9 protein-coding genes and 1 pseudogene are annotated in these 11,717 nt (G+C 67.5%); 3 read left to right on the forward strand and 7 right to left on the reverse strand.

What is annotated here, in order from left to right:
• Positions 1–134 precede the first annotated feature (134 nt).
• The 3 genes and pseudogenes from BTO20_RS32890 to BTO20_RS32900 all read left to right on the forward strand — a co-directional run bounded on the left by BTO20_RS32890 (position 135) and on the right by BTO20_RS32900 (position 5,771).
• A pseudogene (locus tag BTO20_RS32890) lies at positions 135–3,088 on the forward strand (heterodisulfide reductase-related iron-sulfur binding cluster).
• Between the two features lie 122 nt (positions 3,089–3,210).
• Positions 3,211–4,485 carry a pyridoxal phosphate-dependent aminotransferase gene (locus BTO20_RS32895; protein WP_087080228.1) on the forward strand — a complete coding sequence of 425 codons (1,275 nt, stop codon included), beginning with the start codon at positions 3,211–3,213 and terminating at the stop codon, positions 4,483–4,485.
• 50 nt (positions 4,486–4,535) lie between these two features.
• Complete coding sequence (locus BTO20_RS32900; RefSeq protein ID WP_087083006.1) at positions 4,536–5,771, forward strand: YibE/F family protein; 1,236 nt, start codon at positions 4,536–4,538, stop codon at positions 5,769–5,771.
• On the opposite strand, the gene BTO20_RS32905 is transcribed toward BTO20_RS32900, so the two are convergent.
• From BTO20_RS32905 to BTO20_RS32935, 7 genes are read right to left on the reverse strand one after another with little or no spacing between them, the layout of a single operon-like run.
• Positions 5,768–6,451, reverse strand: coding sequence for a hypothetical protein (locus BTO20_RS32905; protein WP_087080230.1), 684 nt, complete (start codon positions 6,449–6,451; stop codon positions 5,768–5,770). The two genes, BTO20_RS32900 and BTO20_RS32905, sit on opposite strands and share 4 nt — an antisense overlap.
• Entirely contained in the window at positions 6,448–8,205 is a 1,758-nt protein-coding gene (locus BTO20_RS40795; protein WP_087080232.1) for a vWA domain-containing protein, read from the reverse strand. The genes BTO20_RS32905 and BTO20_RS40795 overlap by 4 nt, the downstream gene beginning before the upstream one ends.
• The gene (locus BTO20_RS32915) at positions 8,196–8,666 is read right to left on the reverse strand and encodes a hypothetical protein (protein ID WP_087080234.1); all 471 of its coding nucleotides are present in this window, start codon (positions 8,664–8,666) and stop codon (positions 8,196–8,198) included. The genes BTO20_RS40795 and BTO20_RS32915 overlap by 10 nt, the downstream gene beginning before the upstream one ends.
• Positions 8,656–9,525: a DUF58 domain-containing protein gene (locus BTO20_RS32920; protein WP_087080236.1), complete on the reverse strand. Its 870-nt coding sequence runs from the start codon at positions 9,523–9,525 to the stop codon at positions 8,656–8,658. The genes BTO20_RS32915 and BTO20_RS32920 overlap by 11 nt, the downstream gene beginning before the upstream one ends.
• 7 nt (positions 9,526–9,532) lie before the next feature.
• Entirely contained in the window at positions 9,533–10,543 is a 1,011-nt protein-coding gene (locus tag BTO20_RS32925; protein ID WP_087080238.1) for an AAA family ATPase, read from the reverse strand.
• 37 nt (positions 10,544–10,580) lie between these two features.
• Positions 10,581–10,946, reverse strand: coding sequence for a nuclear transport factor 2 family protein (locus BTO20_RS32930; protein ID WP_087083008.1), 366 nt, complete (start codon positions 10,944–10,946; stop codon positions 10,581–10,583).
• A gap of 18 nt (positions 10,947–10,964) precedes the next feature.
• On the reverse strand, positions 10,965–11,717 hold the full coding sequence (locus BTO20_RS32935) for a maleylpyruvate isomerase family mycothiol-dependent enzyme (RefSeq protein ID WP_087080240.1): 753 nt from the start codon (positions 11,715–11,717) through the stop codon (positions 10,965–10,967).

Consider the following 11,717-nt stretch of genomic DNA (forward strand, 5'->3'; position numbering starts at 1 on the left):
AGTGGCGCGGGTTCTGTGGTTGATGTCACTATAAGCAGGCACTGAGCTTAAGTTACCGATCAGTAACATGGATTTTGTTACCGGCGAGTAACCACGAAACTGGGAGGCCCCCGTTGGAAAACAGCCTGGAGCATATGCTCACGACAGGCCGGTTGATCCTTGGATTGTTGGCAACAGCGATCGTCTTGGTATTCGCCGCCAAGCGCATCACGTGGCTGACGAAACTGATCAGCTCCGGGCAGAAGCTCGGTGACGAACGCGGCCGCAAAGACGATCTGGTCCGTCGCTTCCTGAACCAGAACAAGGAAGTCTTCGCGCAGTCCAAGCTGCTGAAGTGGTCCATCCCGGGTCTCGCGCACTTCTTCACGATGTGGGGCTTCTTCGTCCTGGCCACGGTGTACCTCGAGGCCTACGGCGTGCTGTTCAACCCCGAGTTCCACATCCCGCTGGTCGGCCGCTGGCCGGTGCTCGGCTTCCTGCAGGACTTCTTCGCCGTCGCCGTGCTGGCCGGCATCGTCGTCTTCGCGATCATCCGCATCCGCAAGAACCCCGAGCAGATCGGCCGCGAATCCCGGTTCTACGGTTCGCACAACGGCGGCGCCTGGACGATCCTGATCATGATCTTCCTGGTCATCCTGACCTACGCGATCTTCCGCGGCGCAGCGGTCAACGTGCTCAACTACGAGGGTCGCGCCGCCTTCCCGTACCAGTCCGGTGCGTTCTTCTCCGACGGCATGGCCGCCCTGCTGGCTCCGCTGGGCCACACCGCCAACCTGTGGCTGGAGACCGTGGCACTGATGGCCCACATCGGCGTCATGCTGGCGTTCCTGCTGATCGTGCTGCACTCCAAGCACCTGCACATCGGCCTGGCCCCCATCAACGTCACGTTCAAGCGCCTGCCGGACGGCCTCGGCCCGCTGCTGCCGATGGAGTACAAGGGCGAGAAGATCGACTTCGACGATCCCGCCGAGGACGCGGTGTTCGGCAAGGGCCGCATCGAGGACTTCACCTGGAAGGCCAACCTCGACATGGCGACCTGCACCGAGTGCGGTCGCTGCCAGTCACAGTGCCCGGCTTGGAACACCGGCAAGCCGCTGTCCCCCAAGCTCGTGATGATGAACCTGCGCGATCACCTGTTCGCCAAGGCTCCGTACATCATCGAAGGCAAGCCGATGCCCGAAGAGGGCACGGTTGATTTCGCCAAGCTGGGCGACAGCCTGCACGCGCACGGTGTGCCCGAAGACGGCTTCGCCCGCATCGGAGGTTCCGGCCCCGAGCAGGCGCTGCGCCCGCTGGTCGGCACCGCTGAACAGGGCGGCGTCATCGACCCCGACGTCCTGTGGTCCTGCACCAACTGCGGCGCCTGCGTCGAGCAGTGCCCGGTGGACATCGAGCACATCGACCACATCGTCGACATGCGCCGCTACCAGGTCATGGTCGAGTCTGAGTTCCCCGGTGAGCTCGGCGTGCTGTTCAAGAACCTGGAGACCAAGGGCAACCCCTGGGGCCAGAACGCCAAGGACCGCACCAACTGGATCGACGAGGTCGACTTCGACGTTCCGGTCTACGGCCAGGACGTCGAGAGCTTCGACGGCTTCGAGTACCTGTTCTGGGTCGGCTGCGCCGGCGCCTACGAGGACCGCGCCAAGAAGACCACCAAGGCCGTTGCCGAACTGCTGGCCGCTTCCGGCGTGAAGTTCCTGGTTCTGGGCACCGGTGAGACCTGTACCGGTGACTCGGCTCGCCGCTCCGGCAACGAGTTCCTGTTCCAGCAGCTGGCCGCGCAGAACGTCGAGACCATCAACGAGCTGTTCGAGGGTGTCGAGACGGTCGACCGCAAGATCGTGGTGACCTGCCCGCACTGCTTCAACACGATCGGTCGCGAATACCCGCAGCTGGGTGCCAACTACACCGTCGTGCACCACACGCAGCTGCTCAACCGCCTGGTGCGGGACAAGAAGCTGGTGCCGGTCAAGTCCACGGGTGGCCCCGAGGTCACCTACCACGACCCGTGCTTCCTGGGCCGTCACAACAAGGTCTACGAGGCTCCGCGTGAGCTGGTCGAGGCCTCGGGTGTGACGCTCAAGGAAATGCCCCGCCACGCCGACCGCGGCCTGTGCTGTGGTGCCGGTGGCGCGCGGATGTGGATGGAAGAGCACATCGGCAAGCGCGTGAACGTCGAGCGCACCGAAGAGGCGATGGACACCGCCTCGACGATCGCGACCGGCTGCCCGTTCTGCCGCGTGATGATCACCGACGGTGTCGACGACGTGGCCGCGGCCCGCAACGTCGAGAAGGCCGAAGTGCTCGACGTGGCCCAGCTGCTGCTGAACTCGCTGGACAAGAGCGTCATCACGCTGCCGGAGAAGGGCGCGGCCGCCAAGGAATCCGAAGCTCGCGCGGCCGTTCGCGCCGAGGCCGAGGCCAAGGCCGAAGCTGCTGCGGCAGCCGCGGCTCCCGCTCCGGCGGCGGCCGAACCCGAGGCGCAGACCGCGGCACCGGCCGCATCGACGGCCACCGACACGGCGGCCAAGCCGGTCACCGGCCTGGGCATGGCCGGCGGTGCCAAGCGTCCGGGAGCCAAGAAGGCCGCTGCCGCCCCGGCAGCATCCGCGGCTCCGGCAGCCGAAGCACCCGCCGCCCGGTCAAGGGCCTCGGCATCGCCGGCGGCGCCAAGCGTCCGGGAGCCAAGAAGACCGCTGCCACCCCGGCAGCGTCCGCGGCTCCTGCGGAGGCAGCGCCTGCGGCACCCGCCGCTCCGGTGAAGGGCCTGGGTCTGGCAGCCGGTGCCAAGCGTCCGGGAGCCAAGAAGGCGGCTCCGGCCGCGCAGGCTCCCGCCGCTGCGGCGCAGCCTGCTCCGGCAGCGGCAGCTCCGGCCAAGCCCGAGCCCCCGGTGGTGGGTCTGGGCATCGCCGCGGGCGCCCGTCGTCCCGGCGCAAAGAAGGCCGCGCCGAACAACAACGCGGCTCCTGCCGCACCGGCACCCGCCGCGGCCGCCCCCGCCGCACCGGCGGAGCCGGCCAAGCCTGAGCCCCCGGTGGTGGGCCTGGGTATCAAGCCGGGCGCCCGGCGCCCCGGCAAGCGCTAGATCAGTACCGCGCAGTGGCCAGTTATGGCACAGGTTCTCCGTGAACTGTGTGTCATGACTGGCCATTGGCGTTTCTGTGGCTTACACCGCAAATTGCAAAACAACTGGACGACGGTGAGACCATGGTGGACGTGACTACCCATCAGCTGCCGTGGCAGGGTACCGGGCACCACCCGAAGCCACGTGTGTTCGCCCAATCGACGAAGCTGCAGGATGTCCTGTACGAGATTCGCGGGCCGGTACACGAGCACGCCTCGCGGCTGGAAGCTGAAGGCCATCGCATCCTCAAGCTGAACATCGGCAACCCGGCGCCGTTCGGCTTCGAGGCTCCCGACGTGATCATGCGCGACATCATCCAGGCACTGCCGTACGCGCAGGGCTACTCCGACTCCAAGGGCATTCTCAGCGCCCGCCGTGCGGTGTTCACCCGCTACGAGCTGGTGGAGGGATTCCCCCGGTTCGACGTCGACGACGTCTTCCTCGGCAACGGTGTCTCCGAGCTGATCACCATGACCCTGCAGGCCCTGCTCGACAACGGCGATCAGGTGCTGATCCCCACGCCGGACTACCCGCTGTGGACCGCGTCGACCTCGTTGGCCGGCGGCACTCCGGTGCACTATCTGTGCGACGAGACGCAGGGCTGGAACCCCGACGTCGCCGACCTGGAATCCAAGATCACCGATCGCACCAAGGCGATCGTCGTGATCAACCCGAACAACCCGACGGGCGCGGTGTACAGCCGCGAAACCCTCACGCAGATCGCCGATTTGGCGCGCAAGCATCAGCTGATGCTGCTGGCCGACGAGATCTACGACAAGATCCTCTACGACGACGCCAAGCACATCTCCATGGCGTCGGTGGCGCCGGACGTGCTGACGCTGACCTTCAACGGGCTGTCCAAGGCGTACCGGGTCGCCGGATACCGGTCCGGCTGGCTGGTGATCACCGGCCCCAAGGAGCACGCAAGCAGCTTCATCGAAGGCATCAGCCTGCTGGCCAACATGCGGTTGTGTCCGAATGTGCCTGCGCAGCACGCTATTCAGGTGGCACTCGGCGGCCATCAGAGCATCGACGATCTGGTGCTGCCCGGCGGCCGGTTGCTGGAACAGCGCGACACCGCATGGACCAAGCTCAACGAGATCCCCGGGGTGTCCTGCGTGAAGCCCTCCGGGGCGCTCTACGCGTTCCCGCGACTGGATCCCGAGGTCCACGACATCCAGGACGACGAGCAACTCGTACTCGACCTGCTCATGCAGGAGAAGATCCTGCTGACGCAGGGCACCGGATTCAATTGGCCCACACCGGATCACCTGCGCATCGTCACCCTGCCGTGGTCGCGTGACCTGTCCGCCGCGATCGAACGTCTCGGCAACTTCCTGGCCAGCTACCGGCAGTAGGCGCCAATCCGGCGCAGTAACCGGACAGCTCGGCGCTCTACCCTGTGCGGGTGGCGCATTCCCACTCGCACTCGCACTCACTCAGTGGCGGTCCTGCCCCGCTGGGTCCGCTGGCCGCCAAGGTCGTCGTCGGTCTGCTGATCGCCATCGGTATCGCGGTCCTGGCCGGGTTGGCCCTGCTGTGGCCGAGTCAGCAGAAGGTCGCCATTCCGCTGCCGTTCCAGAACGCGGCGGGCGGCGCCGTGACCACCGAGGCCGGGCATGTCCTCTCCAGCCGCATGGTCGACTGTGGCAGCCCGTCGACCGGCGGGGTGCTCACCGCCAATCCGACCCCGGCCCCACCCGGCGGCGGCCAGTGTGTGCAGAACCTGATCGCGATCGATTCGGGGCCCAACAAGGGCGCCAACACGCTGCTGGAGTTCACCAACGGGCCCGGGCAGCCGCATCTTGCTGTCGGGGACAACGTCCGGCTGAGCCGGCAGGTCGACGACGGGGGAACGACGACGTATGCGTTCTTCGACTTCGAACGCACCTGGCCGCTGGCCGCGCTGGCCGCCGTCTTCGCGGTGGTGATCGTCGCGGTGGCACGCTGGCGCGGGCTACGCGCACTGATCGGTATCGCCGTGGCGTTCGTGGTGCTGGTGGTCTTCCTCCTGCCCGCGCTGCGCGACGGCGCCTCGGCCGTCCCGGTGTCGCTGGTGGCCTCTGCGGCGATCTTGTACGCGGTCATCTATCTCGCCCACGGAGTGAGCCTGCGAACCAGCGCTGCCCTGCTGGGCACCCTGGCCGCCCTGCTGCTCGCCGCGTTGTTGTCGTGGGGAGCAATCGAAGTGGCGCACTTGACGGGTCTGTCGGAGGATCAGAACAACGAGGTCGCGGCGTATCTCGGCAACGTGTCGATCACGGGTCTGCTGTTGGCCGGGTTCATCATCGGCTCACTCGGTGTGCTCAACGACGTGACCGTCACGCAGGCCTCGACGGTGTTCGAGCTGGCCGAGCACGGCGGCACCCGCCGCTCCGTCTTCCTGGGCGCCATGCGGGTGGGCCGCGATCACATCGCCAGTACGGTGTACACCCTGGTGTTGGCCTACGCGGGCAGCGCGTTGCCACTGCTGCTGTTGTTCAGCGTGGCCAACCGGTCCCTCGGCGACGTGCTGACCGGTGAGAGCGTGGCCATCGAGATCACCCGGTCCGCGGTGGGCGGTATCGCTCTGGCCCTGTCGGTTCCGTTGACGACGGGCATCGCGGCCGTGCTGGCCACGCCCGAACGGCACTCACACCGTTAGCGCTGCGCGTCGCGCAGGATCTGTTGCAGCCGGTCGAACGGGTCGCCGGCTCCTGGATCGAGTCGCAGTCTCGCGTCGGGGTTTTCCGGTGCCGTACCCGCCGCCGGTGGGGGCGCACCTGCCGGCGGGACGACGGGCACCGGCGGCGGTGGCGGCACTGCGGCCCGCGCCGCGGCGATCTTGCTGTCGAGGCGGGCTGCACTCTGGTCGCGCACGGCCCGCCGCGGCTCGTCCGGATCGCGATTGCCGGCGAAGCAGCCGTGCGGCGCCTGTTCGACGAGTTGGCGTGCGCTGAGATAGTGGTCGAGCGCGCCGCGGCCATCAAGGGCCGCCATCGACCGGTCTCCCATGGTCTCGCGGACCAGGACGAGATTGACCCGGGCAGAGCAGGTTTCGGACCCACTGGCCGCCAGTGCCGCCGAGAATTCGCGGTCGGCGTCGTCCAGCCGGTTCTGCAGCACCGCCAGGGTGCCCGCCGCGAACGGCGCCTTCGCCGGTTCTGCCACATTGAGCACCGACAGCGTGGCGACGTCGCGGTGCAGCGCGCCGGTGTCGCGGGCAGTGAAGTGCGACGCCGCCAAATTGCCCGCGATGACCACCGAAAGGCATTTGACGACAACGAGAATCACGACCGCCACGATCGGGGCCGAGTACACCAGAAGCCGCCGGCGCGTGGTCATGGCGACTCCGGTGTGACGAGCCGGGTACGGCCGAATTGCCGTAGCACCAGATACAACTCGATGAGAACGAGGCCCGCCGCACCCATCGCCACGATCCAGTACGTCTCGAACCCGGTCGCGGCGGCGGTTGTGGGCACGGTCTCGTGCACGGGGTTCTCGGCCCATCCGGTGAGCGGTCCGTCACCGCCGCGCGTGAGCAGTGGCACTCCCAGTTGTCCGGCAACGGCCTGCAATGCTGGTTCGCCTGCCGCGTCGTAGGCCAACACCGCACCGCCGTCGATCGCTCCGGCAGGCGGGTCGAATGCACGGTCCGGCTCTTGCGATTCGGGTGCTCCCGCCCCGAGATAGAAGACCAGATTCTGCGCCCGCGGGTACTGCTGCACGGCACCGAACAGCTGATAGCGCAGCACTGTGGAGGCGGCGCCGACGTCGGCTTGAGCAGCCTGGGCGGGGGTCGACGCGTACGGCGTGATGGCGTCGACAATCGGTCTCAGGCTCCAGTTGTCCTGCGACAACGGCCAATTCAGTGCCGGTCGGGACGCGAAGGAGATGACGGCGAACCGGGCGTTCGGGTAGCGGTCCATCAGGGTGGCGATGTCGTCACGTGCCGCAGCCAGCCGGCTACGCCCCTGCCCATCGGAGACTCCCATGTCCGCAGACCGGTCGACCAGCACGAAGATGCTCGGGTCGTGAGCACCTGCGACTGCGGGTGGCGGGGTGGATCCGCCGATCACGGGGCGGGCGATGGCGATCGCCAGAAGCACTGCCGCACCGGCCATCAGGCCGATTCGCCACCGAGTGGTGCCACGCCGGCGGATCGCGACGAGGGCAATCAGGACGACGACCGCACTCAGCGCCACGATGGCCGGAATCTCCGGGGACTCCATCGTCCGGGCCGCGCCTGCTCCCGGCGGAGCTGCCGGTGGGTGTTTGCGGATCTGGTCGAGGTGGGCCGTCACATCGGAGTCCGCCGAAAACGCTTGCCCACCCGTGGCGTGGGCGACGTCGGTCAGCGGCCCGGTGGCGGACCCGGTCGTGAGAACGTTGATCTGCACCCCCGCCTGGTGCGCCAAATCGGCCACGCGGTCGGCGGTGAACAACCCCGGAGCACCACCGGAAGATGTCTGGGGACCGACGTAGATCAGCGAACGCCGTTGGTCAGCTGTGCGGTCGAACGGCGGCAAGCCCGTCACGCACATCGCCACCACGTCTTCGGCGTTCGGCATGTAGTCGGCATAGGACACCGGCGCCACCAACGACGGTCCGCCCTGCGGCTGTGCGTAGTCGGCGAATCGTGCTGCGGCGTATTGATAGTCGCGCGTCAATGGCACGATGCGGCGGTTGGCCGAGGTCAGCCCGATGCGTTGGGTGCCGAACGTGGTGATCCGGTCGGCGAAGTACTTCAGTGTCGCCGCCACCCCGGGGCTGTTCTGCGCGCCGCCGACACACACCATGATGTCCTCGGGTGCCGAACTCTGGGCGTTGCGGGCCCAGGACGGCAGTCCTGTCGGACGCGCAGCGACCAACAACGATGCCACGAATGCGACCACCAGCAAGGCGATCATGGCAACGATGGTCAAGGCGCGTCGCCGCGCTGCCCGCTGATATTCCGGCAACCGGGTGAGCCGACCGGTATTGGCCAACGGCCGCAGCTGTTCCCGCGACACCTGGCGGGGCCAAAGGACCGCGAGCCCGACGCACCCGGCGAGTGCGAGGCAACCGGCCATCGCCACCACCCACCAGATCAGGTCCATTCGCGGATCAGCTCCTCGGTCGCCTCGCTGAGCGCACCCACATCGACCACGGACCGATGATTGAACTGAACATCGTTGAGTTCGAACAGGATCGGCGCCGCAGGCGCGAGCTTACCGACGGCCATGGCCTCGACCTGCATGTACTCGGCGTTCATCCCCGTCGCGGCGTGCAGGAAGGAGCGCAGCTCACCGCTCACCGCGGCGCCGGCCGGGCCAGGTTCCAGTTCGCCTGCCCGATAACGGTTTCCGATGGTGCGAACAGCGCGGACCGCCCGGCGCCGGATCAGCTCGTCCCGCGCGGCACCCAGCACCGGGAGATCCCGCAGCCGGCGTCGCGAGGTCAGTGCGAAAACTGCCGCGTACCAGGCGATCAGGCCGAACACCAGGACCACCGCGGTCCACAACCACGCCGATGCGTACGGTGACGGCCCGATCAGATGCGAGAGCAGATCATCGGGCACGCGTATACACCCCGGTCATCGTGGTGAGAGCCGGCAGGATGCGGGCGCTTCCGGTGATCCGCGCGTGCGGTATCCGTTGCAAGGTCAGGAACTCGGTCAGCTGCTCGCGCCGTTGCGCTTCGGCCCGCCGATAGGCCTCGATCACGTCGGCGTCCAAGTCATCCAGAATCGGTCGCCCATCGGTGATCTCATAGCTCTTCCGATGCTGGGCGTCGGGATGCACGGCGGGCATGTCGGCAACCATCGCCCACAGCACGTCGTGACGCGCGGTCAAGGAACACAGCACCTCTGCGAGCCTGTCACTGATGTCCGGTTCGTCACTGACCACCACGATCAGCAGCCGGTGCCGGTAGTGCCGTGCCACCCAGCTCAATTGGACGATGATGTCGCTGGGCGCGGGATCATCGTCCGTGGCGTGCTGCTGGTAGCGGTGCAGCATGCTCTCGATGTGAGTCTCCCCGCGCCGCAACCGGATGTCGACACAGCCGCGACGGTCGCCGAGCACCATGCCGATTTCGTCGGAGCGCGGCAGGGTCATCAGACCGACAGCGCCGATGACATGAAGGGCCACCACATATTTCAATTCACCCGAGGGCGCCAGCGCACGGCCGTTGCGCCCGGTGTCGGTGACGACCAGGATCTTGTGATGCTTCTCGGAGACGAATCGCTTGACCAGCGTGTGCCCGGAGCGCGCGGTCGCTGTCCAATCGATGTCGCGGACGTCGTCCCCCGGTACGTAGGGCCGCAACTCGTCGAACTCCAGGCTGCGCGTGTGGATCAGCGCGTAGTGGCCACCTTCGAGCAGACCGCCGGCGTCACGGCCGACATACGCCTTGGCAGAATCGAGGTACTTGCCCATGGCGGCCTCACGGCACCCGCACCGCGCGCAGCACCGCGTCGACCACCACATCCGGCGTGACGCGGGCACTGGCGGCCTCGAATCCGAGGATCAGCCGGTGCCGCAGCACCCGGTGTGCGAGGCGGGCGACGTCGTCGGGCACCACATGGTCACGCCCCCGCAGCACTGCCATCGCGCGCGCGGTTCGGCAGAACGCCAGGGTGGCGCGGGGGCTGGCCCCGTACTCGATGAGCCGCGCCAGGTTGGCCGGCAGGTGCCTGCCCGGTTCCCGGGTGACGTTCACCAACCGGCTGGCGTACTCGACCAGGCCTCGATCCATGTACACCGAGGCGACGATGCGTTGCGCCCGGCGGATGTCGCCGACGGTGACGACGGCGTCCGATGGTCGGTCGCGGGCGTAGAGACCGGCGTCCATCCGCGCGACGATCTCGATCTCGTCCTCGACCGACGGGTAGCCGACGATGTCTTTGAGCATGAACCGGTCGGTCTGGGCTTCCGACAGCGGATACGTGCCCTCCTGGTCGATCGGGTTCTGGGTGGCGATCACCAGAAACGGCTCGGGCAGCCGGTATTCGATGCCGCCGATGGTGGTCTGCCGTTCCTCCATCGCCTCCAGCATGGCGCTCTGGGTCTTGGCGCTGGACCGGTTGATCTCGTCGAGCAGCACGATGTTGGCGTGCACCGGGCCGAGCCGGATGCTGAAGGCCGACTCCGCAGCGGCTCCCGCGTCGTAGATCTGGGTGCCGATGATGTCGCTGGGCAACAGGTCGGGGGTGCATTGAATGCGATGGAAGGTGCCGTCGATGGATTCGGCGACGACGCGTGCCGCCGTGGTCTTCGCCAGCCCCGGAACGCTTTCGATGAGCAGATGGCCACCGGCGAGCAGGCACACCAGCATCGATTCGCGCAGGTGATCCTGGCCGACGACGCGCGTGGTGAACGCCGATGTCACCGCGTCGATGGTGCGCTGAGCTTCGGCGGCGTCACGCGGGTCAGCGTGCAATCGCGGTGCCGTCATGCCCGGAGAAGTACCCGGGCATGCCCGTTCTCACGCCTTAGACAAGATCACTCTCGGTCAGATCGGTCGCCGCGAGTGCCGCTGCCAGGTCGCGGTGGTGAAACACCGAGGTGACGTGGTCGCGTACCACCCGGAACGCCGACGCCGAGGTATCGGTCTCGCCGTCGGAGTCTGCGATGGTCTGCTCGACGACCACCACGCCGTCGTGCACGAACATCTGCCCGGCCGTCACGGTTTCGCCCAGCTCCTGGGCCCATTGCCGCAGCGCAGCACGACCCTGTGCGGCCCCTCGGGCGTCACCGAACTCGATATCGTCGCTGCACAGCCGGTCCAGGGTGCCGAAATCCCGCGCGTTGAGCGCGTCATGCCAGGCCAGAACCGTCGCGATCTCGGATGTGGTCATGAACGAAACGTACGCCACTCAGAACGGGGTGTGCTCGAGCCACCGGTCCCAGACGGCGGTGTCGCCGAAGGTCTCCAGCCCGAGGTCGGCCACCGTACCCCGGCGGGTGAGCGCGAGCAGCAGGTTCGTGGTGCTCCCGCGCACCGCGATACTGCCCTTGCCGTGGTCGTGCGACCACGAGATCTCACCGTCCTCGTTGTAGGCGGTCCACTCCCCGGTCGGCCCCAATCCGTCATCGGTGGCGTGCAGGTGCAGCGTCTGTCCGGGGTGCAGTGGCGTGTGGTGCGCTTTCGTCGCCTCCACACACGTCCGGTCCAGCCACTCGCTGATCGCGTCGGCGGCCAGCTCCGGCGGTAGGTCGAAGGCCACCCCCAACGCCAGCGCGGCGTCGACGCGGTGCACGGCGACCTCGTGCACGCGACGGCGGATCCACCAGCCGGCGGGTTTGGCCCCCAGGAACGTCCACACGCGCGCGTCGGTACCGACCTGGTCGACGGCTTTGAGGATCAGCTCCGCACCGTCGTTGAGCCAGGTGATCGCCTCAGCGGTGTCGTCGGGTGGACGGCCGTCGCGGACCTCACGAGGATCCAGTGCGCTGGTTCTCCGGTCGGCGATTATCTGTGCTGCCCAACGGTTTCCGCGACCGACGTGGCGGAAGAGCTGTTTGAGCGTCCAGTCGGGGCAGGTCGGGATGTGCGTCTCGGGATCGCCGGTGGCAACCAATTCCCCGAAGGCGCGGGTCTGATCGAGCAGAGCGGCTCGGAAGTCCAC

The organism is Mycobacterium dioxanotrophicus, from assembly GCF_002157835.1.
Classification (GTDB): domain Bacteria; phylum Actinomycetota; class Actinomycetes; order Mycobacteriales; family Mycobacteriaceae; genus Mycobacterium; species Mycobacterium dioxanotrophicus.

Bases quoted from the DNA above. Each gene is read 5' to 3' on its own strand.
- BTO20_RS32930 (WP_087083008.1), bottom strand. From the start codon at position 10,946: ATGACCACATCCGAGATCGCGACGGTTCTGGCCTGGCATGACGCGCTC.
- BTO20_RS32925 (WP_087080238.1), bottom strand. From the start codon at position 10,543: ATGACGGCACCGCGATTGCACGCTGACCCGCGTGACGCCGCCGAAGCT.
- BTO20_RS40795 (WP_087080232.1), bottom strand. From the start codon at position 8,205: ATGGACCTGATCTGGTGGGTGGTGGCGATGGCCGGTTGCCTCGCACTC.
- BTO20_RS32920 (WP_087080236.1), bottom strand. From the start codon at position 9,525: ATGGGCAAGTACCTCGATTCTGCCAAGGCGTATGTCGGCCGTGACGCC.
- BTO20_RS32895 (WP_087080228.1), top strand. From the start codon at position 3,211: ATGGTGGACGTGACTACCCATCAGCTGCCGTGGCAGGGTACCGGGCAC.
- BTO20_RS32905 (WP_087080230.1), bottom strand. From the start codon at position 6,451: ATGACCACGCGCCGGCGGCTTCTGGTGTACTCGGCCCCGATCGTGGCG.